Genomic DNA, 25,136 nt, shown 5'->3' on the forward strand with positions numbered 1-25,136 from the left:
TTCCTATTAATATGTTTGCTCAGTTTTTATTTATTATTGGAGGTATTCTGATGATACCACTAACGCCCTTACTAATTTGGCAAGGCAAAAAAGTAAAAGCCACTGTACCTCGTTTACCCGAAGCTATCAATCCACAAGGTATTTTTGAGCAAGCATCTACCGATTTTATCAAAGTACTGGCTCTGGGCGAATCTACCTTTGCAGGCGTGGGTGTCGACACACATCAAGAAGGTATTATTGGCAAATTTGCCTCACGCCTTAGTCAGCTCTACCAAAAGTCGGTGGTTTGGGAAGTTGTAGCCAAAAGTGGCTTTTCTGCCCAAAAAGTTTTCGACGAATTGGTTCCTATTATTCCAGATACCCCTTTCGACCTAATTCTTATCGGGTTGGGTGGCAATGATACTTTCGAGCTTAATTCTCCCCAAAAATGGCATCATGATTTAAAACAATTACTACAAATATTAAAAAAACGCCAGCCTCAAGCCGTTATTGTTATTGCTAATCTACCTCCAGTTGGTCAATTTCCAGCCTTTCCTCCTCCCCTCAACTGGGTTTTGGGTGGCCTTACAGCACTTCATACCCAAATAGCCCGCCAGCTTGCTCCCTTATTTGAGCAAATATATTTTCATGATGAAAAATTCATTATCAGCAATCCACAAGAAATGTTTTCTGATGGGGTTCATCCTTCAGGAAAAGCCTACCAAATTTGGGGTGAGTCTATCGCTCAGTTTATTTATCAAAAACAATTAATCTAAAAGCTCTACTTTTCTGCAATTTTCTATTGAAAAACATAAGTAGGAATCCTGAATTGCAAGTACCAACCCCTTTGGCCAAACAATGACCCAAAACTTTGCACTGATACAGAAAAGTTTGTAAGCAAGTTTATCAAAACCCTCTGTAATTCAGAATTATTTTGTACCTACGTTAACCTCCTCTATATGAACTAGCCAGTCGATTCGTCAGAAAATATAGTTCTATCAAAACATTCATTATTAATGAATTAGTCTACAAACAAATTACCATTGCGTAATATTTACACTAAAAAACTTGTGTTTTATTTCACAACCCCTACCTTTGTGTAAAAAAAACACAATGAATATGTCAACTACACAATACATTTATAAATATCCACATCCAGCAATTACAGTAGACTGTATTCTATTTGGTTTTGACGGCACAAGCCTAAAGGTAATGTTGGTACAACGAAAAGCCAAGCCTTTTGCTCAGGCATGGGCTTTACCAGGAGCATTTGTACTAGAAAACGAAGGTTTGGAAGAATGTGCAGCTAGGGTTTTACAAAAAGAGTGTGGTATCAATGGGATTTATCTTGAACAGCTTTATACATTTGGGCAGCCCCAGCGCGACCCCCGAGAAAGGGTTATTTCGGTGGCCTATATGGGTTTGGTCAAAACCTCAGCCTTTCAGGTTATTGCAGGAAACAACGAATTACAGGTAGCATGGAAAAACTTAGACGCAATCCATGATTTAGCATTTGACCACAATACTATTTTGAACAAAGCCATAGAACGAATACGAGGCAAAATACGCTATCAGCCTATAGGTTTTGAGTTGTTAGATACCCGATTTACGATTCCTCAGCTACAGCAATTATATGAGGCTATTCTTGGCAAAAGCCTTGATAGGAGGAACTTCAGAAAAAAAATTATTTCGACGGGTTTACTCAACCAGCTTAACGAAAAACAGCAAAATGTAGCTCACAAAGCCGCCTTTTACTACGAATTTTCACAGGAAAAATATACACAACTCACCCAAGAGGGTATTTATTTAGAGCTTATTTAACACCTTTCAAATGACCTTTAACTTTATTCATTTATGCAAACTGACGAATATGAAATTGGTGTAATTGTTGGCAGGTTTCAGGTAGCTGCCCTACACACCGCACATCTCGAACTTATCCAAAAAGTATATCAAGCTCATAAACGAGTATTGATTTTTTTGGGCGTAAGTCCTGTATTGGTTACCAAGAAAAACCCGCTCGATTTTGTAACTCGCAAAGAAATGATTTTGCAGAGCTTCCCTTCCACAACGGTTTTGTCGTTGCCCGATATGCTTTCAGATGAAAAATGGAGCAAAGAGCTCGACAATCGCATTCGAGAAGCCTGTCCTGTAGGCAAAGTATTGCTATATGGCGGTCGAGATAGTTTTATTAATGCGTATTCTGGCCAGTTTTCATTCAAAGAAATAGCACCTTTTACTAATATTTCGGGAACAGAAATGCGTAAAGATGTGAGTCAAGAAGTAAAAGCCTCTCCCGATTTTAGGGCAGGTGTAATTTTTGCCGCTTATAATCAATACCCCAAGGTATTTCCAACAGTAGATATTGCTATTGTTCACAACCAAAAAGTACTTCTAGGCAGAAAGCCCAATCAAACACGCTTTAGGTTTGTTGGCGGTTTTGTAGACCCAACCGACAATAGTTTTGAGGAAGCTGCCCTCAGAGAAGCCCAAGAAGAAACTGGCCTCAAGCTCAGTCAGATACAATATATTGGAACAGCCCGAATAGACGACTGGCGATACAAAAACGAAGAAGACAAAATTATTACCACACTTTTCCAAGCAACCTATCAAGAGGGTGTTCCATTGGCACAAGATGATATAGCTGAATTACAGTGGTTTGAAATAGCTCAGCTCAGCCAAGAAGATTTCGTAACAGAGCATCAGGTATTATTTCGGCTTTTTATCCAACATCGCTAAACCGATTTCAGATTCTATTCATTTTCAAAAATATTTCCGTATGAAAAACAATATCTTATTACTTACAGATAGCTACAAACTGAGCCATTATAAACAATATCCTGCTGGAACAAGCCAAATATATAGTTACTTTGAAAGCCGAGGAGGAAAGTTTGACTACATTACTTTTTTTGGTTTACAATATTTACTCAAAGAATATTTAGCTGGTCAGGTGGTTACACAAGCCAAAATAGACCAAGCTACCCAATTGTATGCCGCCCATTTTGGTACCGACACGCTCTTTAATCGTGAAGGATGGCAGTATATTTTAGACAAACACCAAGGTCGCCTACCGATTCGTATCAAGGCAGTTGCAGAAGGAAGTGTTATTCCAACTCACAATGTACTAATGACCGTAGAAAATACCGATCCCGAGTGTTTTTGGCTAAGTAATTTTCTAGAAACCCTCTTAGTACAACTTTGGTATCCATGTACAGTAGCTACTACCAGTAAAGCCGTAAAAAACCTTATTTTAGATTACCTCGAACAAACCGGAGACCCTAGCCTTATTGATTTCAAGCTACACGATTTTGGCTTTAGGGGGGTTAGTAGTGTTGAAAGTGCTAGTATTGGCGGAGCTGCCCACTTAGTTAACTTTATGGGTACAGATACCGTAGCTGCCCTAACGTTCATTCAGGAGTATTACCAAAGCAATAGCATGTTTGGGTTTAGTATTCCTGCAGCTGAGCATAGTACAATTACGAGTTGGACACAAGATGGCGAGTTGGATGCCTACCGCAATATGCTTCAGCAATATCCAGAAGGCCTAGTGGCAGTTGTAAGCGACAGCTACGATGTGTATCATGCTTGCGAGAAACTTTGGGGTGAAGCCCTAAAAGATGAAATTCTTCAACGTAATGGCACTTTAGTTGTACGCCCCGACAGTGGTATTCCTAAAGAGGTGGTATTACGGGTAACCGAAATTTTGGGCGAAAAACTGGGTTATACTATCAACTCAAAAGGATATAAAGTACTCAATCCTAAAATAAGGGTTATTCAAGGCGATGGTGTCAACTACGAGAGTATTGGAGAAATATTGGAAAACTTGGCTGCCAATGGCTGGAGTGCCGACAACATTACTTTTGGTATGGGTGGGGCTTTGTTGCAAAAAGTACACCGAGATACCCAAAAATTTGCCTTCAAATGCAGTTGTGCTACTGTCAATGGCGAAGACCGTCTGGTATTTAAAGACCCTATTACCGACCACGGCAAAAAAAGTAAAAAAGGACGACTCAAACTAATTTTGAACGATACCCATTACCAAACTGTCAATCAAGATGAGGATGGGGCTGATTTGCTCCAAACAGTTTTTGAAAATGGCGAAATTATAAAAGAATTTACCTTTGACGAAGTTAAAAATCAGGCCAATGTTTAGTCATAACTATATACTTAGATAAAAGATAGCATTTATACATACTTTATATACGAAGGTTTACAGAAAAAAACTTGATAAACCTTCGTATATACATAGTTATAAGCGTATTAAAATTCCTAAAAGATTCAAAAGCCTTAAAACGAATGTAGCGGCCTCTACAAGAAGTCGCTACAATGAATCCTTAAACCAAAACTAAATTTAAAATTCTTTATTTATAAGGCATACAACTACCTATCACATTATCGGCCTTCAGGGCTGATTTGTGTATGTTTTGTTGCCACAAGAATCAGTGTAATTTTGCTGTATTTCAGCATAAAAGAGTAATTGTTACTCTTCCTCTTTTCTTAGCATAAAGCAAATCAACAAACCACTCATTTTTAGCAACCTACTGTCTTTAAGCGATATAGCTTTCTTAGAAAGGTTAACAGCCGTTTGGGTTTTATTATCTTTGGCTTTAACTTCTTTTTTCTCCGTCTTTTTTACGGCTAATAAATTATGAGGAAACCCAATGGCTAACGACTCGTAGCTAAACGATATAATCAAAGATAAAATAGAAGTAAAAATGAGCTTTCTCATGATTGGTCGGTTTATAAGTTTTACTTATATCGTTAGTCGAATTATTAGATTTAGAATTACAACTCAAAGTTATGTGTTTTGTATAGTATTATGCAATACATAGTACTGTTTTTCTTTACAAAATCTGGATAAAAGGTAATCTTTTAGGATAAGTGGTTGCGACGTTTGTCTATAAGATGCAAGATGAATCGTCAACGTTGCATATAGGAGCAAAAAAATTATAAAAATTTTTGTAAAAGTATTCTACTTGCTTCAATTGGCTCTCTTTTTTCAAAATCTATAATATAAAACCCATTCGACAACCCAAACATCAGCATTGGTTTTAAGCTATTACGTGTTTTGAAAATAATGCTTGTAAAACCTTGTTCTTTGGCCCAAAGCTCCATAGCATCAGCCAATTTTTTAGCGATTTTATTTTGACGATAAGCAGGCAATACCCCTCCCATCCAGCTATAAAATGAACCATCAAGGTCTTTTTGATACCCAACTTTGAAGCCAACGGGTTGGTTTTCGTGGTAGGCTACCAAAATAAGATGATGAGATGCCAGAGCAAAACGCCGTTGATATTCCTCGATAGAATGCGGATTAATAAATTCGGGAATACCATTTGTAACTGTCTGAACGTCGTTGAGGCTACCTTGTTGAATAGAAATTTGCATATTTTTTATTTTTTTTTCCAAACACAAATATACTTTTCATCTAAGTTAAATACCATGCTTCCAAATTTTAGGCTATCCTAAAATTTTTTGGTCTTAGAATAATAATATTTTACAAATAACACTACGTATAGCAATATAGGTTTTGGGGCATTACAAACGTTTGGAAATTACAATATTTGGGCATAGATTTCGAAAAAATCAATTCAGCGACAATTCTGTCCTCATTTTTGTAATCTTAATTATATCCTAATAAAATTAGGGGCTATATCGTATTGCCTTCTGAAAACAAAATATTGAAAGCTATGCACGAAATATTAAACTCACTTGGTATTGCTCACCTCAATCATGGTACCAGTACTGGCCTAAAATCGTGGTCGTCGGGTGAGGTTGTTATCGACTCTTTTTCACCTGTCGATGGTGATTTGATTGCACAAGTATATCAAACTTCTGTTTCTGATTATGAAACGGTAGTGAAAAAAGCCCAAGAGGCTTTTCATTTGTGGAAAACCGTACCCGTACCCAAGCGTGGTGAAATAGTACGACAAATGGGCGAGGCTTTTCGTACTCACAAAGATGCCTTAGGCAAATTGGTATCGTACGAAATGGGCAAAAGCCTCCAAGAAGGCTTGGGCGAAGTTCAAGAAATTATCGACATCTGTGATTTTGCCGTAGGCTTGTCACGACAACTTTATGGACTAACCATGCACTCAGAACGCCCTGCCCACAGAATGTACGAGCAGTGGCATCCCATAGGCATAGTAGGTATTATTTCGGCCTTCAACTTTCCTGTGGCGGTATGGTCGTGGAATGCCATGATTGCTTGGGTTTGTGGCAATGTATGTGTTTGGAAACCTTCCGAAAAAACACCTCTAACGGCTATTGCTTGCCAACATATTATCAGTGGTGTACTTCGCAAAAATGAATTACCTGAAGGGCTTTCTAGTATTATTTCGGGCGATGCCCCTGTAGGCGATTGGTTGGTATCGGATAAACGTATCGCCTTGATTTCGGCCACAGGCTCGACCCGAATGGGAAAAGCTGTAGGAAGTAAAGTAGCCGAGCGTTTTGGTAAATGCCTGCTAGAACTTGGCGGCAATAACGCCATTATTGTTACAGAACAAGCCGACTTGAATATCGCTATTCCTGCTATTGTATTTGGTGCGGTAGGCACTGCTGGGCAGCGATGTACCACTACACGGAGAGTTATTGTTCACCAAGCCATTTATGAGCAAGTTAAAGAGCGTTTGCTAAAAGCATATACGCAATTGAAAATTGGGAATCCGCTCGACCCTCATAATCATGTAGGGCCTTTGATAGACAAAAAGGCAGTAGAGGCCTATCTTTACGCAGCCAAACAAGTAAAAGAAGAAGGTGGCTCAATGCTTATCGATGCCCATGTACTAGAAGGCGAAGGTTATGGGTCGGGCTGTTATGTCAAACCTTGTATTGCCGAAGTTAAAAACCATTTCGCCATAGTACAGCACGAAACTTTTGCCCCTATTCTGTACTTGATTTCGTACCAAACTTTAGAAGAAGCTATTGCCTTACAAAATGATGTACCTCAAGGGCTATCGTCGGCTATTTTTACCCTCAATATTCGTGAAGCAGAGTTATTCTTGTCGGCAAGTGGCTCAGACTGTGGTATTGCCAATGTCAATATTGGTACTTCGGGAGCCGAAATTGGTGGGGCTTTTGGTGGCGAAAAAGAAACTGGCGGCGGGCGTGAATCTGGCTCGGATGCTTGGAAAGCCTACATGCGTCGCCAAACCAATACTATTAATTATGGCAATACATTGCCTCTGGCTCAAGGTATCAAATTTGATTTTTAAATAGAATATTTACCTCAATAATATTAAAGCATGAAAAGTCAAGAAATCATAACACAAGAATTGATGAGTAAACTTTGGCAAAACTATTGCCAAAGAGTAACCTATGCCCAACAATATGCCGATATGGTATTGGCCAAAGGTGGCAATGTTGTAAACGACCACTGTGCCTTCAGAACATTCAATACTTTGACTGGAGCTCAAAAATCGGGTATCGAAGCTATTTCGGAAGTACTGGAAAGTTTGGGTTATGAAAAAATAGCCCCTTATTCGTTTCCATCAAAACACTTGAATTCTTTCCATTATCAGCATCCTACCAATATCAATTTCCCTAAGTTTTTTGTAACACAATTGGAGGTAAGCGAATTGTCGGAAACAACCCAAGAACTTATTAATGAAGCAGTTGCCAATGCCGTTGATTTATTGGCTGGCGAACCTCGTATATTATTGGCCAAATTGGCAGAGCAAAAAGCTTTAGCCGATACTCAGGCCAATATTCTGGTAAATGCCTTGGTAAAATTCTTTGCTCGGCCGTGGTCACCTGCCAAACGTTCTACTATTTTGGCGGTCAATCAAGAGTCTCAATTTGCAGCATGGACGCTTTTGCATGGCAATGCTGTTAATCACTTTACGGCCTATATTAATCATCAGCATGTACCCGAATGGAATGATATTGAGTCAACGATGAAGGCTCTCGAAAATGCTGGTGTACCTATCAAGCCAGCAATTGAAGGAGCAAAAGGTAGCAAATTACGCCAAAGCTCGACACAAGCTATTGACGAGCCTTGCCCTGTAATAGAGGCCGATGGCTCGGAAGGCTCTTTGCTGTGGTCGTATGCGTATTATGAATTAGCCGAACGCAACTATATCCAGCAAGAGGATGGTCAATCAGTATGGTTCGATGGATTTTTGGGCGAACAGGCTACTAATCTTTTTGAAATGACCAAAAGATAAGCAGACCCAACTCCACAGTTTTCAATAATCTTTATCACTTATCAGCAAACAAAGTTATTAATGCAGGGCTTTACTACATTGTAAAAGCCCTCATTGATAGCGATTCTTCTCTATGAAAAAAATACTTGTTATTGGTATGGGCAAAGTAGGCTCGCTAGTTGGCGTGCTACTTTCCAAACGTTTTGATGTAACAGGACTTGACAAAAACGTTCCTGCTGTTTCGGTAGCTTTTCCTACCATACAAGGTGATGTTTCCAACCGTGCTTTGTTAGAAGAACTTATCCCAACCTTCGATGCTGTGGTATCGTGTATGCCTTACAACCTCAATTTGGCAATTGCCCAAACAGCTTATAAGGCAGGAAAACATTATTTTGACCTTACCGAAGATGTACCCACCACTACCGCTATTCGAGCAATGGCCGCTCAGGGAAGCCAAGGGGTTTTAGCACCACAATGTGGGCTAGCACCAGGGTTTATTGGAATTGTTGGGGCAGACCTTGCCAATCGCTTTACTCGCCTGCGTGACATAGAGTTGCGTGTGGGGGCATTGCCCAAATATCCCAACGGTTTATTGGGCTATTCGTTTACGTGGTCGCCTGCGGGGGTTATCAATGAGTACATCAACGACTGTGAGGTAATTCATAATGGCAAAACCAAACTGGTATCGGCATTGGATGGCCTCGAAACTATCAATATTGAAGGAATGGAGTTTGAGGCCTTTAGTACTTCGGGCGGCTTGGGTACTATGTGCGAAACCTATTCGGGCAAAGTAGATACACTTAATTATAAGACTATCCGATACCCGGGTCATGGTAAATTAATGCGTTTTTTGTTGTATGAATTGATTCTAAAAGACCGCCGTGAGTTGATAGAGGAAATTTTGACACAAGCCAAACCACCTGTTCAAGAGGACGTTGTATATGTATATGCCGTAGTGGAGGGCTGGAAAAACGACCACCTAGAACGAGAAGAGTTTTATCATGCCTATTCTCCTAAAATTATCGACGGACAACACTGGCGAGCTATTTCGTGGACAACCGCCGCTTCTATTGTGGCTGTTGTCGAGCTTGTTGCCGATGGCAAATTACCACAAAATGGATTTATTAAGCAAGAAGAAATTTCGTTAGAAAGCTTACTAAATACTACTACTGGTCAGTTTTTCAAATAAATATTGCTGACTTTTCTCCAAAATCCCTATCTAACAATTATGTTGGATAGTTTTTTTTTTGGATAAAAAATACAACCTATGCAACCCTTCTCAAAAACGTCTTGTCAATAAGAGTGAAATATATTTCGTAAATCTCTTTTCAATTAAGTGAGCAAATTTTGTTGTAACTGGTGAGTGTATTTCTTGATTATATTTTACTAGCTCTACCACTAGCTCACATCCTTAACAAAGTCTGTATCAATAAGTCAATAATAATGTATATCGAAATAGGCCAATTTCTGATTCCTTTATTATCTTCTATTTATACAGCTATTATGTCCGTTAAACCATGAAAAAGATAGTATTTTGTGTATCCATTTTTGGCCTAGGCTTGTTAGCAAGTTGCTCAGAACAATTGGCTATTCAGCAGCCCGCCGACGCTTCGGCCACGACTGTACCTTCGGCCGTTAAAACTACCGTTTTGCGGGAATTTCCGCAGGCAACACAGGTAAGTTATTCGGCATTAGACAACAATAAAGTATATGGTGTAGACCTAAAAATAAGTAATACCACCGTAGAACTGACCGTTTCGGCTAATGGAGCTGTACTAAGTAGCTTCAAGGTATCGGACGACAGTACAAAAATTATTTTGCCAGTCGCTGCCAAAACGTATTTATCAACCAACTACAGTGGATATCAATTAGAGCGTCTGGGGCAAGGAACAGATGCTGACGGTAATACTTTATACAAAGTACTGATTGAATACAACAACCAAAAAATCACGGTGGTATTTGATACCAATGGTGTTTTTGTAGCTGAATTTAAAGAACCTCAAAGAGCTGGTAATCATAAAGGGAAGGAGCGAAAGTTTTATCAGAGTACATACGACGACCTGCCCACTACCATCAAAGACCAACTGACAGGTTATACTTTCCTAAAAGCAGCCGTCAATGCCGATTCTACGAGTAATAAATATTATTTTGTATTGGCTCAAAAAGACAGTGTTTACTACGAATTTTCGTTCGACAATGCTGGAAAACTTCTTAAAACCAATACTTATACAGCTGAGGTTCGAAAAATAGAAGACAAATCGTTGAAGCAAGCTGATTTGCCTACTACAATTGCTACTTACATTCAAACTAATTATGCTGGCTGGAAATACGAAAAAGGAACTGTTATTAGCAAAAATGGAGTAGTTGATTCTTATTATATTTTGTTATCGAACAACAAAAAGCAAGTAACTCTGGTATTTGATACCAATGGGCAGTTGCTAAAAAGTAGCGAACTAGAACTTAAATTACCCAAATTTGAAGATGTTACAATAACGCTCGACCAACTACCCGACGCTATCAAAACATACCTAACCACTACTTACACTGGCTGGACACTCGACAAAGCAGTTGTATATCAGGTAAATAGTGTTGCCGAAGCGTATTATGTACATATCAAAGTAGATAATACCAAATACCATGTGTATTTTGACAAAGACGGCAAGTTTTTATGGGCAAGGAAAGGAGAGTGAGTTTGTTATTGAGTGGGTGTTAATTGAGTGAATTACAACTGAATGAGTATTTGTAGGCGAGAAGGTAAACCATTATTTATCAAAATTAATTTGACCTAATTATGCACTAGTTCTTAGGTACGATTCTCTAACTAACTTACTTATTCACAACCCTCTCAATCACTAATTCACTCAATAAATAAGTACCTAAAATGATTGACATTAAAAGATATTGGATAGCAGTAATATTGCTGGTCGGGCTTTTGAGTGCTTGTGATGAAATCAAGGACGATATAAAGCCTGTTGTACCAACAAACAATACTGCTATGCTTTGGGATAACCGAACACTTTATACTACACCCAACAATATGGGAATAATTAGTGTAAAAGATTTCTTGAAAAATGCCATAGGAAATGCGCTAAAAATAGAGAAAAATGGCACTTTCGGAAAGGCTTATTTTTCGGCAAATGGCAATTTTATTATTTATTTTCCAGATTCTACAGTTTCGGAGGCAACGGATTTGTTGGTTTTTAAGGTCATGAATGTAGATACCAAGAAAGAAAAGAAAGATAGTGTTTGGGTAAAAATTGTGAGTAATACCGAGCGAATACCCTGTAATGCTGGCGTAGTTCCAGATTTTTTTCAGGTAAACAACAACGGACAAGTTCATATACTAGATGTCCTGCATAACGACCGCTATTGTAATGCCATCTTAGATTCGGCAAGCTTGCAGATTACCCAAGCACCGCTTAAAGGAATAGCCCAAATACAAAATAATAAAATTGTGTATCTGCCCCCCAAAGACTACGATGGCATAGATATATTGTTCTATAAAGTGTGTTCGGGTGGGTCAACGCCCGTGTGTATGACAGCCGCTATAAAGTTGGATATTCATGGAGCTACGGTTCGGCCTTGTTATCCGTATTTGTTACCCAACTATTATTTAATAGCCAAAAACAGAGTCGAAAAAGCGGTATTAGATGTCTTGGCCAACGACAACCTGTGTACTGTTTATAAACCTCAAAGTTTGCAAATAAGCAAAAAGCCCCAATACGGGACAGCCACTATTTCGTCCGACTTTAAGGTAGAATACAAAATACAAACTACCCTATTGCCAGCCAATCTAAACGACGTAGAAGATGGCTTTGAATATACCCTAACCGACTCAACAGGTAAAGTGTCTGAGCCTGTATGGGTAAAAATTAGCTTGTTACAACCTATTTCTTGCGACGAGACGTTTGACAATGGTGTCATGGAAGTATCTGAGAGCAAGGTTCAATACAATGATTTTGAAATACCGTACTATTTGTACCTATCGTTGTGTACCCAAGTAAGCGAAGTAAGCATTGTGTCGCAGGGAACACACGGAATAGCCAAAGTAGTCGGTAAAAAAATATATTTCCAAATAAAAAGTGACGATAAAGATAAAGGGAAAGACAGAGACGATGAATTTAAAATTCAGGTAATTACCACCAATGGAAAAACCCTCAAAGCCAATTTTAAGGTGAAAATCAAAAAATAGTCATTTGGATTCGTAAACAATTATACAAGTGGTTTGAAGTTAAAGGCTTTCCCGAATTTCGGGAGAGTCTTTCTTGTGAAATTGTGTATAAAAAGCTAATTGCCAACTGAATGATAAATGAACAGGAGTTAGTTAGAGCCTGCCAGCGTAATGATAGAAAAGCCCAAACTGCCTTTTACAATATGTACAAAGGTAAGCTTATGGGTGTATGTCGCCGTTATGCACGTAGTAAAGAGGAAGCCGAAGATATTTATCAAGAAGCATTTGTCAAGATTTTCAACAATATAAAGTCACTCGAAAAACCCGAAGCCGTAGGGGCTTGGGTGCGTAAAACCGTTATTCACACAGCCATAAATTTTTATCATTCAAATTTAAAATTTCAACAAAATACAGATTATGAAGCAGTTGTACTAAGCAATGATGATTACCCTAATATTCTAGCAGCACTTTCCAATGAAGATTTGCTAGCTCTTATTCACCAACTTCCCGACGGCTATCGGATGGTTTTTAACCTGTATGTAATAGATGGGTACAATCATGTCGAAATAGGCAATATGCTGGGAATTAGTGAAAATACATCCAAATCACAACTGTCTCGTGCAAAAGAATTATTGCGAAAGCAATTAAAAAAACTGGGAATTGTCAGCTATGAACGTATCCAATAATGACGAAAAAGACCCTTTAGAGGATTTTTTTAATGACCGATTTCAAGATTTCGAGTCGGACGTTGACGATATGCTTTGGGCAAAGATAGCTCCTGAGCTACCTTTACCTTCTTTTATCAAACTCATTTCGTGGCAACTTATTTCAGTTGCTGCCTTGGTGCTGTTTGTAATGGGCTTATTGTGGCTTGATCCAACAGAATATGAAAAAAATACATTGACTTCAATAGCAACTATCTTTTCTCCCCAAAAATATAATCCAAAACACATATTGGCAACTCCTTCAAGCCAACTCAATGGCTCAACGATAGCCTCACCAAACACAAAAGAAACACTCGACCCAAGCAGTAAGCAATATCAAATCGCTGATGGTGTTACAGAAAACTCGGGTATTCGTTTAGCAGAAAAACAGGCGTTTGCTACTAGCTCAAAAAGAGAGATAGCAAAATATTTTGCCAAAAGGACAGCAACAAATAAGCAATCATCTGAGCGTTTGCCAAACAGTACGACAACCAAGCAAGGGCTAGGAATAGGTATTGTACAAGATAAACCAAGTGCTACAACGACCTTGCCTGAGTACAATCTCATGTCTACCGACAAACCATCGGAAGATTATTTAACCTTGCTCAACAAAAAAGATTTTAGTGATTTAGCGGTACGCTTTAATAAAGCCAAAATAAAGGCTAGCCAACGCAAAACCGTAAGGTATTTTAAAGAAAGTAAACCTGTATCGTTTTATATGAGTGCTATGCCATTGGTTAATTATTATACTATTACACCCAATAGTGGCGACAACAATTATATTCATGATATAGTAGTAAATGACGATGCTGGCCGTATAGGTGTGTATTTGCAGGCTGGGCTTATGTTTACGCTAAGCCAAAAACTAAAGTTAAAAACGGGTTTATCATATACCAAATCGAGCCAAAGTTTTAGTTATCAGGTACGTACCGACTCGCTGGTGATCAAGCCAAGCGACAGCCAAGTAGCTGATGTAGCATTTGCCGAAATCAACAAAGTTTATGCTACTTCTACGCACTATTTAGGAACTCGCTTTGATTTGCAGTACACTTTCCTCAAAGGCGAGGCACTAAGCCACCACCTAAGCTTGGGAATGGAAGGAAATATGCAGCTCAATGGCAAAAACAAAATTAATAGCTTCTTGAATATAGGCTATGGTGTTAGCCGCCAAATAGGAGACAACGCCTATTTATTTATAGAGCCAACATTGAGTTTTGCCCTCAATAACCATACCGACGAAAGTTCGCTCTTGCTGGTTCGTCCTAATAAAATTGGGTTTAATATTGGTATGCACTTCAAAATAAAATAGTGGTTAGGCACTGATTTAGCATATCTTATTCAAATCGTAATCTGGTAATAATATTCTTGAGATAACCTATCTCACCCAAATGTTGGTACTCGTGGAGAAAAAAAGTACTCAATTGTTCTTCAACCGTAACACCCACAAAAGGCAAATTAAATGGACTTACAGAAGCCAGATGTTGGGGCGATGCTTGCGATAATAGCACTAATAGTTGCTCGCCTCTTTGGCTAAAAGCATTCAATAGCTCTTCTAAAGGTGGAAATACCTCGTTAGGTTGTAAAGGTGTTTTAGGAGCAAAAATGACCTTTTCGTTGCTAAATAAGCTCAACTTTTCATCGGGATTGAGCAGCTTAATAAGTGTATTTCTAACAAAAGCGATATGCCCCAACTCCCATGCTAAATGATTGACTTTGCTGTAAGGTCGGAAAAACAATTCTTCTGGAGATACATCCTGATAAATTTTAGCAACTTTCGCATTGTTATTGCTAAGCCCCTTTTGTATAAATTGTATAAAGTCCATAATCAAATTTTTATTTTATCAAACGATTGTTTGATAAAAATGCCTAAATAAAATGACTTCTACAATACTTTGTAACTTAAATATTTAGACCCATTTGCCGAAGGTGATGGTCTAAATGTTGAATATAGTCGTAAGCCACCAATTCAAGCGACACCAAATCCTTCTCTTTGTTTTTAGGAATAGCATTTTTGCCCCAATTAGTCAAAACACCATACTTTTCGGTAGGAAGTTTGTTGAGTACCTGAGCAAAATGCTTGTTGAGTAAAACCCATAATAGCATAAGATTTTGGCTATCATAATGCTGATAGTCTGCTGCCTGTACCCAATGATTTTGCTGATACACAATATGAGCTTCAGCCTGATACTGCCCAACGATTAAACGGCGAATATTCGTTTGTGCAGAGTCGACCAAATGCCCTAGTACTTCTTTGATACTCCACTTTTCGGGAGAAGCTTTGGCCCGACGTTGTTCTTCTGAGAGTTGTTCCCAAAAAGCTTGAACCAGTATAATTCTATCGTAGAGTTTATGAATAACGTCTTGCATATTGCTGATGAGTTATAACTAATTTCCTGATTACTGAACCATGTAATTATTTAGTAATAAAAAAGAGAAAATGGATTCGTAAAAGTCTTTTCTCTAGTATCATTATTCAGTAATCAGGGCGGCTTCGTATTGTATATACTTTCTAAATATTTCTTACAAAATTTCCTCAATCAAAAGTAACTCTTCTGTCGAGAAAAGAAGATTATCCAAGCATTTAAGCGAATCCTGTAGTTGTTCTGTACGGCTAGCACCTATCAATACCGATGTTATACGTTTGTCTTTCAAAATCCAAGACAAGGCCATTTGAGCCAATGTTTGTCCACGCTCAAGAGCCAGTGTATTAAGTTGCTGAATTTTGGCTAAAGTTTCGTCTGTAATAGCTGTTTTTTGTAAAAAACCATGAATTTTTGCCGCACGAGAGTCGTCGGGAACACCCTTGAGGTATTTGTCAGTTAAAAGCCCCTGAGCTAAAGGAGAAAAAGGAATACATCCAATTCCCTCATTTTCAAGCACATCTAAAAGCCCTCCTTCTACCCAACGCTCAAACATCGAATATTTGGGTTGATGAATAACACAAGGAGTACCCAACTTCTTCAAGATTTGGGCAGCCTTGGCTGTATCCTCAGCTCCATAGTTAGAAATCCCAGCATACAAAGCCTTTCCTTGGCGTACAATCAAATCCAACGCCGCCATGGTTTCCTCCAAAGGGGTTTCGGGGTCGGGACGGTGATGGTAGAAAATATCCACATAGTCAAGTCCCATTCTTTTCAAACTTTGGTCAAGACTCGATACCAAATATTTTTTTGACCCCCAATCGCCATAAGGGCCTTCCCACATGGTATAGCCAGCCTTGGTAGAGATAATCAATTCGTCACGATAAAGAGCAAAATCTTTTTTCAACAAAATACCAAAGTTTTCTTCTGCCGAGCCTGGCGGTGGCCCATAATTATTGGCCAAATCAAAATGCGTAATACCGCTATCAAAGGCCAAACGAAGAATTTTACGGTAATTTTCAAAGACATCTACACCGCCAAAATTATGCCATAAGCCAAGCGATACAGCTGGTAATTTCAAACCACTTTTTCCACAACGGCGATATTCCATCTGTTGGTATCGTGTTGGATTTGCTAAATATGTCATTGCTTTTTTTATATAAAGAACGTACCTATACTACACTTCTTGAGGGTATTTGAGTCCAATCTGAGCCCTAATTTCGTCCATCAGCTCCATTAGTTCTAAACTAAACTGTAGAGGTAATTTATCGTTTTCAATACGACCTTCGGCCAAGCAGCGTTGTACATCGGAAGCCTCATAGCCATACCCCCAACCATTACGTTCTGTAGCAAAAACCTGTGGTTCTTCGCCATCGAGGGTTAATGTAAAGCCATGTGTTTCATGGAAACGACCATGAATATAGATTTTACCCTTCGAGCCATAAATCGTACATGTGGTATCTGTTTGAGCAGCCAATGTTGAAAATAACGAAGCTGTAGCACCATTTGGAAACGTCAAAGCCACCGAAACATTCATATCTACCCCTGTTGGAGCCATCACTCCTACCGCTTTTACCTGTGTTGGTTTGCCCAGTAAAAGTTTACTAATGAACAAAGGATAAATTCCGATGTCCATCAGCGAACCACCCGTAAGAGCAGGATTGAAAAGGCGACCCTCTGGATTTATGTCGGCCAAAAAACCAAAATCAGCTACAATATGTACGATTTGGCCAATAGTACCAGCTTTAATAATATCTTCTATTTGATTGATAGCAGGATGAAAGCGAGTCCAAATAGCCTCCATCAAAAAAACCTTTTTCTCTTGCGATTTTTGAATCATGCTTGTTACCATCGAAGTGTTGATAGCAAAAGCTTTTTCACAAAGAACAGGTACACCCGCCTCAAGGCACATGAGGGTATTTTCGCAGTGTTGGGCATGTGGTGTTGCAATATATATTACATCAACCAAGCCACTTTGAGCTAGTTGTTCGTAACTCCCAAAAGCATGAGGACAATGATAAGGCTGTCCAAAAGCTTGGGCTTTTTCCAAGCTTCTAGAGGCTACCGCATTGAGTTTGGCATTAGGAACATTCATTAAATCGTCGGCAAATTTTTCAGCAATTTTTCCACAGCCTATAATGCCCCAACGAGTTGGAGGTACTTGATTGTTTTCAGTTTCCACAGTTAAGTAATTTTTATATTGAGATAAATAAAAGGATATTTTGGAGGTATTTCCCCCAAATGGTTTTCAAAAATACATAAAAAAAACAAGCCCTTACAAGGTTTTATTCTTGGAAAGGGCTTGTTGATGTTCTTTGAACTTTTATAATTATAGAGAACCTTAATGAATCTCTAAAAGCAATTATGATACCGAGCGGTATGTTTCTGATTTCAAACTTATTTTATACACCCACCCCCAAATACGCTTAAATAGTTTTGTTAGTATAAAATAAGGTCTTTATTACTATGATAAAGCCTTTAGGGCATCTATCAATTGTTCTACTTGTTCGGTATTGACAGCCGCAAAGTTGGCAATACGCAACTGAGTAGCCTTAAAATCGCCATAGCCCGAGCCTATCACCATATTGTGCGAAGCTTTGATTGATTCAATAATTTCGGCAGCAGGCTTGTCGATAGTATTTACTACTACTACTGTTTGCGAACGGTGTTCTGGATTTTTGACAAAAATTTCTAAGAAATCACATTTTGTTGCAAAATCATACAGCAGCTTAGCCTTACGTTCAGTTTCCTTTCTGATATTGTCGATACCAATACGATTCATATCTTCGGCTACTTTGCCCAATACATAAATCCCTAGTACATTGGGGGTTTCGGGTGTTTCAAACTTTTCAAAGTTTTTCCACAACGACGGCAATGAATGATACGTACCAATAACCCCTTCATTTTTTTTGAGATTTTTGGCCTTATCCAACATAGCAGGGTTGGCTATCCAACAACCCAAGCCAGCAGGCATTCCAAATGATTTTTGTACCGAAAAGAAAGCCGTATCTACTGTTTCAAAATCCAAATCAGGATATGGAGCCGACGACACCATATCTACAGCCACACATTTATCTTTATTGGCTCTTTTAAGTTTATGAATTTCTGCAGGACGCATCTGTACACCCGACGACGTTTCGTTGGCTGTAGTACAAATCAGTTCGGCATATTCAGGAACTTGGATTTCGGCATAGTCAAACCCTTCGCCAAAAGGTTTTTCGTATTTATGAGCAAATTTGTTGAGCTCGTTAGAAAAGTCGTAAAACTTCTTTGAAAACGAGCCATTTACCAAGTGAAAACTTTCAAACTCAACCGTATTTTGGATAATTCTTTCCCAAATTTCTGTTGCAGAGCCAGTAAAGAAAATACCCGAAGATTCAGGGATATTCATCAACGTACGCAACTGCTCGACGGTATGTTGATAAATTTTACGAAACTGAGCAGAACGATGCGAAATAGACCCTAATTGAAGGTCAAACGCATCGCGATAGTGTTGTTCAACAGTTGGAAAAAGTTCGGCTGGTCCTGGGGTAAAGTATGTTTTACGCATGAATCAATAGTGCTTTAATCTTGTTCAGTAAATTATGGAAATCTTCAAATTGGTACTTGAGTTTTTCAGGGTCGAGTTGCTGAATTATTAAGTGATACTTTCTTTACGATACTTTCATTCCTTTCATTTTTCTCAAAAATCATTAAATCTTCTAATTCAGAAGCATTTAATAACAAAGGCGAATGCGTCGCAATAATCATTTGTGTGCCATTTTGTGCAGCATATTTGATACCCCTTGCAACGCCATTAATCATATCTGGATGTAAGCCCATTTCTGGTTCGTCAATACATACTACGCTTCCTCTATTTGGGTTATAGAAGATTGAAAGCAATAGCAAGTACCTTAAAGTAGCATCAGAAATATGCTCAATAGTAATGGCTCTATCTAAGTTTTTTTCTTTTAGAGAAAGTAAGCTTTTACCCGCAATAGGAGTGGTAAAAACAAGTTCTCTGAAGTTTGGATTAATCTTTTTAAACTCTTCTACCAGTTTATCAAAAGCTTTTACTGAATTCCCATTCAAATAACTTAACAATCCTGTCAGATTTTTACCATCACTTAAAAGGTTTACTTCCGAATAGTAAGGCGACAATTGACGGATGGGACTTTCAAAAGTAGTATCGAAATTGTCGTATATTTCGATGCCTTTTAGTAATTGATCAGCAACCTCCAAAGTGGTATCTCCTACCAAAATATCGTAAGAATTTCCAATTTTTCTTATTGTAAATTCAATATGGTAATTATCATTAGTGAAAGTATCGTCAACATTCTTTACAACATTTTTATCAAAATCATAACGTAAGTAAATTGTAGAGGCATCAGGATGTATAAAATTACAAGCACCAGAAAAGCCTCCCCATTTTTGCATAAATAACTTTTCAAATTCACTCGCATTTAAAAAAGCTTTCAACAAACATATCGCCTTAATGAAATTTGATTTTCCTGTTCCGTTAATTCCTAGCAGAACATTGGTATCAGCATTTAATTCGATGGTTTGTTCATTGCCAAAACTAAAGAAATTTTGAATCGTTATTTTCTTAATCATAGTGTTGTGATGAAATGCTGAAATATACCCTTATAAATAATTTGTGCCACGACAATCGTGGCACAAATATAAACGCTTAATACAACATTCTGAACTTAATCGTATTGTCGATTCCTTTCAATTCCTCTACGATTTCGTCGGCATATTCTTTGGCAACATCGGTAATTACATAACCAATATTGTTGGTTGTTTTTAGGTACTGACCTTTGATATTCACATTGTATTTAGCAAATATTCCGTTCATTTTTGCTAAAATACCTGGCACATTGTGGTGAATATGCAACAAACGGTGGGCATCTTCGAGTGCTGGTAGTTGTAGCTCTGGGAAGTTGACCGAGCCATAAGTACTACCGTTGTTCATAAACTGCAACAATTTACTTGGCACAAACTCGCCAATATTGGCCTGAGCTTCTTCGGTTGAGCCACCTACGTGTGGAGTCAAAATAACTCTTGGCAAACCTCTGAGTTCATTGATAAACTCTTCGTCGTTGGTTTTTGGTTCGTATGGAAATACGTCTACAGCTGCTCCCCATACTTTGCCCGACTTGAGGGCATTTACTAAGGCTGGGATTTCTACAACGTGACCTCTTGATAGGTTAATAAAAATCACGTTGTCTTTCATCAAGGCAAATTCTTTTTCGCCTATGATATTGGCGTTGGTTTTGCGGCCATCTACGTGCAACGATATAAAATCAGCAACACTCAATAACTCTTCAAGTGTTTTACATTTTTTGGCATTTCCCAATGCTAATTTATCTACAGCATCATAGAAGTACACTTCCATACCCATAGCTTCGGCAATTACCGATAACTGTGTACCAATACTACCATAACCTACTAATCCGAGTTTTTTACCACGAATTTCATACGAATTAGTAGCCGATTTATCCCATTTTCCAGCGTGCATTTTATTTGACTTCGTCATGATGTCACGTGTCAAAATAATCATTTCGCCAATAGCCATTTCTACTACCGAACGAGTATTTGAATATGGAGCATTAAATACGGCAATACCTCTGTTTTCGCACTCTTCCAAATTAATTTGGTTAGTACCTATACAGAATGCCCCTACAGCCATCAAACGGCTAGCGTTGGGATGTTCTAATACACGTTTGGTCAAGTTGGTTTTTGAACGTAAGCCCAAAATAGATACACCCTTGATACGCTGAATTAGTTCTTCTTCGTCCAATGCCCCTTTTAAAAGCTCTACTTGAAAACCTTCCGTTTTGAAAGCTTCAACGGCTTTTGGGTGTACATTTTCCAATAACAATACCTTAATTTTTGATTTTGGATATGACTGGGCACGGCTTAGACCATTGATATACAAAAACTCATCTAACGACCCTACTACCTCATCAGCCTTTTCTACGACCTTCTGGCGTTCTACGTTTTCGATAAAAGCAAAAAACTTATTGGCTAAGCCCGATTCACGCAATTCGTAGTCGGTATAACCATCGCCAATGGCGTATACATCGCCCTCCAAGTGTAAATCTTGGAGTAATTTTACTTTACCTTTATCCTGCGAAAGAAGGTTGCTTTCGTCATAACCGATAATATTACCTTCGGTATCGTAAACAAAAGTATTGGCATAGACATTTTCTTCTTTTACGCCCATCGATACGGCTACAGGTACAATAAAGTCTTTGAAGCCACTCGATACGATATAGATATTTTCGCTATATTGGTTAATAAACTCTTTGTTACGAGCAAATGAATCTGAGATTTTTCCCATCAAAAACTCAATCAAAGTAGCTACATGCTCGCGGTTTGCTGGCAATAATGCAACTCTTGCTTTTAAGGAATCTGCAAATCCTATTTCGCCTAACATTCCTTTATCGGTAATGGCTTTGATTTCACCGACAATCTTGTCTTTATCTTTATGACCAGCCAATGCTATGGCTGCGAGTTCGTCTAGTCCTTCTACTTTGGTAAAAGTACTATCAAAATCAATGACGAAGTTTACTTGTTGTTCTGCTGTCTTTGTCAACATTTTCTTGCTGTATTGTAAGTCAGGGTCAAAGCCTTTTCCTACGTAATTATTGATAATAAATACAATTTATGAATGAGTCAAAAAATCAAAAGCTCTATTTTCCGACCAGAGTATTCCTTCAAATTTTTTTTGTAAAAAGCCACAATGACCACCTTTGGCGGGTGCTTGAAAATAAACCTTTTCTAGCGACTTGGCTTTATCAAAAGGGAAACATTCTTTTGATAAAAAAGGGTCATTTTGGGCATTTACAATTAATGTGGGTATGGCAATTTTATCAATAAAAAACACCGAACTATTACGGTGGTAATAGTCTTCTGCGTCTTTGAATCCGTGGAGTTGTGAAGTGTAATAATTATCAAAATCTCGTAAAGTACGAATTTTTGATATATTTGAAGTGTTGATTTTTTCTGGAAAATACTTTGCTTTTTCTAGGATTTTCTTGGTAAGGGTTTTGTTAAACCTTCGGGTATAAACCCAATCTTGCCAGCTTTCCATTTTGCTACTACTTCCAGAAAGGTGCAAAGGTACGGAAAATGTTACAGCCTTTTTGATTTCAGGAGCAAGATTTTCGCCTTTTTCGCCCAAATACTTCAAGGTAAGATTGCCCCCTAGGCTAAAACCCATCAGGTATATTTCGGTATACGTTTTGCTGGCATACCTAACCACAAAGTCCAAGTCGTCGGTAGCTCCGCTATGATAAAATCGAAGTTGCTTGTTGACCTCGCCCGAGCAACTTCTGTAATTCCATGCTAAACAATCAAATCCTTTGTGGTTAAATAGGCTTACCATACCCGTAATGTATTGTCGGGTAGAGTCGCCTTCGAGGCCATGACAAAGAATCAGGAGTGGGTTGCTTTTGTGGGCTGACAGTGGTGGTACTTTTGACCAATCTAAATCCAGAAAATCGTGATCGGGGGTATCCAAACGGACACGCTGATAGTTGATGCCCTCTACTTTACGAAACAGTGAAGGGTAAATGGTTTGAAAATGACCATTTGGCAGCCAAAAAGGTGGCTGGTAATCAGAGTGTTTGATAACTGGCATTTGTTTCAGAATTAGTCCTTGAAATTAGGGCTAATCTTTGAAATCCAGTATATTTTATACAAAATTCATAATTAATTCATCGTAAAGTTACATTTATGTAAATTACTCAGCATATTGGTGATTTGCGAATAATGGTGTTGAAAAGAATAAGGTATTCTCTCCAAAACAATTATCTGATTTAAACTTTCTATTAACAGGCAAAGCTATCCGCCTGTCAATAGAAAGAATATTAACCAAGTGATTCGTTGAACGCTTGGCTATCTATAAAAAGCGACTGTACCTTGTAGCTCTATTACATACCTACTTTTGGTAAAATAGGCAAACTTTCGTTGCCATCTTCACCCACAGCCTGAACAGCAAAGAAGTAATGGTCTTTTGAATAAGGTAAATTGATGCCATTTTTTGTCGTAAAAATTTTCTTTTGCCAGAAGGGCTGATACGTTTCTCGAACCAAAACATAATATCCTTTTACCTTGCCCGCCGACTTAGGGGTTTGCCAAAACAACGTGGTAGAATTAGTTAACGACTTGGTATCGATAGTGACATTTTGGGGCGTAGCTGGGGCTTTGGCCAAATTGGCCAGTGTAGCCAAGTTCATAGCAGTATTTTTACGAAGGTATTCAAAATCCATGAATTCGGGTAAATCACCGTACTGAGTACCTTTTTCTGTTCTTAAATCTTGATGTTGGTGTTCAAAATTTTCATTCATCTCGGTTACTCGCACAGCCGCAAAGCCACGATTGACAAACGGTGTGTGGTCGCCTCCACGCAAGAAACGGTCGTTGCGATACACCATTACTACCTCTAAATTATCGACATATCGTTCTCCAATTTCTTTGGTATAGCGAGCCAGCTGACGAGCCTTGCCATCGTTTTCTTGCCCCATATTACGAATACTTGCTGCTTTTTTATCTAGTTCAAAAACAGGTAATCCTTCACTGAATACCCTAACTCGGGTATTGTCGATAATACGTGTTTCGTTACTATTGTTTGAGCCAACAATATCATTATTGAGAATAGCCTCTATATTCCATTTTTCGTCTATGGCTTTCTGAGCCAAATAATCTGCTCCTAAAAGCCCTTGTTCTTCGCCACTTACTACCAAAAAGATAACCGTTGCAGGGAATTTGGCTTGCGACATTACCCGAGCTAGCTCAATTACAGTAGCTGTACCCGAACCGTCGTCGTTAGCTCCAGGGGCATCTGATTCGCGATTCATGACATTAGAAACACGGCTGTCGATGTGTCCCGACACCAAGAAAATTCTGTCGTCGGTGGGGTCAGTTCCTTTCAAAATACCCATTACGTTGCCCATATCTTGGTCTTTGTCGACACGCTTACCATCGGGTTTTAATACCCAGGCATCTATTTTGGCTGTCATTCGTCCTTCCGACTGTTTGGCAAATTCTTGAAAACGACTCAAAACCCAATTTCTAGCAGCCCCAATACCTTTTTTCTTGTCGGTAGTAGTACTTAAAGTATGGCGAGTACCAAAACTTACAAGCTTGAGTATATGCGACTTGAGGCTGTCGGAGTTGACTTGTGTAACCAATTGTTCGATAACGGGGTCTCGTTGAACAATTTTTTGGGCAGATGTTTGAAATGCTATTAGTGATAATACAATAAAGGTTGTTTTTTTCATGTTGATGAAAATTTTGGTCTATCATTAAACGAAATATCCTTTCAAGTTAAGAAATCTATGGGATTCTCGTTGATAAAATAGCCCAAATACAGTTTTTATCGTATTATCGACTGTTCTTTTGAGGTAAGCAAAACCCTTGCAAAAAACACGAAGTTCTTACAAGGGTCAATTTTGACGAAATAACCTTTTTATTTGATGCGATATTTCAGTAGCAAATTAATATTATAAGCTTTTGTAGCTGCTAGCAACCAATTGATACTATTAAACATATCTTCATAACGCACCTTCAGCTTGAAGTTCTTTCTACTTGCTCCAATACCCAAATAAATTCCCGAAAGTTCTAGGGGCCTTTCGTACAAGGCATTGGTTTGATTGGACGACATTCTTAAAATATACCATATCCACTACCTGAACCGTAATTGGATTACTGTTATGGGCATAAATTTCTTTGTCGTCTATGCTTCCCAAGTCCATCGATACCGTATAGCTTTCCTAGCGTTCTCCGCTCG

At 38.5% G+C, this 25,136-nt stretch carries 23 protein-coding genes; 11 read left to right on the forward strand and 12 right to left on the reverse strand.

Annotated features, from left to right (window positions below):
* The first annotated feature begins 11 nt into the window (after nt 1-11).
* The 4 genes from FLEMA_RS69300 (at nt 12) to FLEMA_RS0120415 (ending at nt 4,129) form a co-directional block, all read left to right on the forward strand.
* Nucleotides 12-755, forward strand: a complete 744-nt coding sequence (locus FLEMA_RS69300; RefSeq protein ID WP_044171792.1) for an SGNH/GDSL hydrolase family protein — start codon at nt 12-14, stop codon at nt 753-755.
* Nucleotides 756-1,098: 343 nt separating this feature from the next.
* Entirely contained in the window at nt 1,099-1,800 is a 702-nt protein-coding gene (locus tag FLEMA_RS69305) for an NUDIX hydrolase (protein ID WP_052354399.1), read from the forward strand.
* A gap of 33 nt (nt 1,801-1,833) precedes the next feature.
* Entirely contained in the window at nt 1,834-2,715 is an 882-nt protein-coding gene (locus FLEMA_RS76135) for an NUDIX domain-containing protein (RefSeq protein WP_052354096.1), read from the forward strand.
* Between the two features lie 40 nt (nt 2,716-2,755).
* Complete coding sequence (locus FLEMA_RS0120415; protein ID WP_026995933.1) at nt 2,756-4,129, forward strand: nicotinate phosphoribosyltransferase; 1,374 nt, start codon at nt 2,756-2,758, stop codon at nt 4,127-4,129.
* A gap of 327 nt (nt 4,130-4,456) precedes the next feature.
* Here the strand turns inward: FLEMA_RS0120415 and FLEMA_RS69315 are convergent, their stop codons facing one another.
* Nucleotides 4,457-4,705 carry a hypothetical protein gene (locus FLEMA_RS69315; RefSeq protein WP_044171796.1) on the reverse strand — a complete coding sequence of 83 codons (249 nt, stop codon included), beginning with the start codon at nt 4,703-4,705 and terminating at the stop codon, nt 4,457-4,459.
* A 218-nt stretch (nt 4,706-4,923) separates the two neighbouring features.
* Nucleotides 4,924-5,364 (reverse strand): GNAT family N-acetyltransferase, encoded by a 441-nt coding sequence (locus FLEMA_RS0120435; protein ID WP_026995934.1) that lies wholly within the window; start codon nt 5,362-5,364, stop codon nt 4,924-4,926.
* A 302-nt stretch (nt 5,365-5,666) separates the two neighbouring features.
* Here FLEMA_RS0120435 and amaB point away from each other — a divergent pair, with 302 nt between their 5' ends.
* From amaB to FLEMA_RS69350, 7 genes are all read left to right on the forward strand, one after another.
* Nucleotides 5,667-7,193, forward strand: coding sequence for an L-piperidine-6-carboxylate dehydrogenase (amaB, locus tag FLEMA_RS69320; protein WP_081681318.1), 1,527 nt, complete (start codon nt 5,667-5,669; stop codon nt 7,191-7,193).
* Between the two features lie 30 nt (nt 7,194-7,223).
* Nucleotides 7,224-8,144 (forward strand): DUF1338 domain-containing protein, encoded by a 921-nt coding sequence (locus FLEMA_RS69325; protein ID WP_044171801.1) that lies wholly within the window; start codon nt 7,224-7,226, stop codon nt 8,142-8,144.
* Between the two features lie 112 nt (nt 8,145-8,256).
* Nucleotides 8,257-9,312 carry a saccharopine dehydrogenase family protein gene (locus FLEMA_RS69330; protein WP_044171803.1) on the forward strand — a complete coding sequence of 352 codons (1,056 nt, stop codon included), beginning with the start codon at nt 8,257-8,259 and terminating at the stop codon, nt 9,310-9,312.
* Between the two features lie 328 nt (nt 9,313-9,640).
* Nucleotides 9,641-10,813 carry a PepSY-like domain-containing protein gene (locus tag FLEMA_RS69335; RefSeq protein ID WP_044171805.1) on the forward strand — a complete coding sequence of 391 codons (1,173 nt, stop codon included), beginning with the start codon at nt 9,641-9,643 and terminating at the stop codon, nt 10,811-10,813.
* Nucleotides 10,814-11,004: 191 nt separating this feature from the next.
* A complete protein-coding gene (locus FLEMA_RS69340; RefSeq protein ID WP_044171807.1) occupies nt 11,005-12,315 on the forward strand; it encodes a hypothetical protein in 1,311 nt (436 codons plus the stop codon).
* Nucleotides 12,316-12,425: 110 nt separating this feature from the next.
* Complete coding sequence (locus tag FLEMA_RS69345; RefSeq protein WP_044171809.1) at nt 12,426-12,980, forward strand: RNA polymerase sigma factor; 555 nt, start codon at nt 12,426-12,428, stop codon at nt 12,978-12,980.
* Nucleotides 12,964-14,307, forward strand: a complete 1,344-nt coding sequence (locus FLEMA_RS69350) for an outer membrane beta-barrel protein (RefSeq protein WP_044171810.1) — start codon at nt 12,964-12,966, stop codon at nt 14,305-14,307. The genes FLEMA_RS69345 and FLEMA_RS69350 overlap by 17 nt, the downstream gene beginning before the upstream one ends.
* Before the next feature lie 25 nt (nt 14,308-14,332).
* On the opposite strand, the gene FLEMA_RS69355 is transcribed toward FLEMA_RS69350, so the two are convergent.
* From FLEMA_RS69355 to FLEMA_RS69370, 10 genes are all read right to left on the reverse strand, one after another.
* Complete coding sequence (locus FLEMA_RS69355; RefSeq protein ID WP_044171812.1) at nt 14,333-14,821, reverse strand: DinB family protein; 489 nt, start codon at nt 14,819-14,821, stop codon at nt 14,333-14,335.
* A gap of 76 nt (nt 14,822-14,897) precedes the next feature.
* A complete protein-coding gene (locus FLEMA_RS69360; RefSeq protein ID WP_044171814.1) occupies nt 14,898-15,365 on the reverse strand; it encodes a DinB family protein in 468 nt (155 codons plus the stop codon).
* Between the two features lie 153 nt (nt 15,366-15,518).
* The gene (gene mgrA / locus FLEMA_RS0120715) at nt 15,519-16,505 is read right to left on the reverse strand and encodes an L-glyceraldehyde 3-phosphate reductase (RefSeq protein WP_026995942.1); all 987 of its coding nucleotides are present in this window, start codon (nt 16,503-16,505) and stop codon (nt 15,519-15,521) included.
* A 30-nt stretch (nt 16,506-16,535) separates the two neighbouring features.
* The gene (locus FLEMA_RS0120720; RefSeq protein WP_026995943.1) at nt 16,536-17,540 is read right to left on the reverse strand and encodes a Gfo/Idh/MocA family protein; all 1,005 of its coding nucleotides are present in this window, start codon (nt 17,538-17,540) and stop codon (nt 16,536-16,538) included.
* Between the two features lie 282 nt (nt 17,541-17,822).
* Nucleotides 17,823-18,908 carry an aminotransferase class V-fold PLP-dependent enzyme gene (locus FLEMA_RS0120730; RefSeq protein WP_026997779.1) on the reverse strand — a complete coding sequence of 362 codons (1,086 nt, stop codon included), beginning with the start codon at nt 18,906-18,908 and terminating at the stop codon, nt 17,823-17,825.
* Nucleotides 18,909-18,973: 65 nt separating this feature from the next.
* Entirely contained in the window at nt 18,974-19,951 is a 978-nt protein-coding gene (locus tag FLEMA_RS76140; RefSeq protein WP_026995944.1) for an AAA family ATPase, read from the reverse strand.
* A 76-nt stretch (nt 19,952-20,027) separates the two neighbouring features.
* On the reverse strand, nt 20,028-21,941 hold the full coding sequence (serA, locus tag FLEMA_RS0120745; RefSeq protein WP_026997780.1) for a phosphoglycerate dehydrogenase: 1,914 nt from the start codon (nt 21,939-21,941) through the stop codon (nt 20,028-20,030).
* A gap of 66 nt (nt 21,942-22,007) precedes the next feature.
* Complete coding sequence (locus FLEMA_RS0120755; protein ID WP_026995945.1) at nt 22,008-22,985, reverse strand: YheT family hydrolase; 978 nt, start codon at nt 22,983-22,985, stop codon at nt 22,008-22,010.
* Between the two features lie 292 nt (nt 22,986-23,277).
* The gene (locus tag FLEMA_RS0120765) at nt 23,278-24,627 is read right to left on the reverse strand and encodes a M20/M25/M40 family metallo-hydrolase (RefSeq protein ID WP_026997781.1); all 1,350 of its coding nucleotides are present in this window, start codon (nt 24,625-24,627) and stop codon (nt 23,278-23,280) included.
* Nucleotides 24,628-24,815: 188 nt separating this feature from the next.
* Complete coding sequence (locus FLEMA_RS69370) at nt 24,816-25,010, reverse strand: hypothetical protein (protein WP_044171815.1); 195 nt, start codon at nt 25,008-25,010, stop codon at nt 24,816-24,818.
* Nucleotides 25,011-25,136: the final 126 nt, after the last annotated feature.

Source organism: Flectobacillus major DSM 103 (genome assembly GCF_000427405.1).
In the GTDB taxonomy this organism is placed as follows: Bacteria; Bacteroidota; Bacteroidia; order Cytophagales; family Spirosomataceae; genus Flectobacillus; species Flectobacillus major.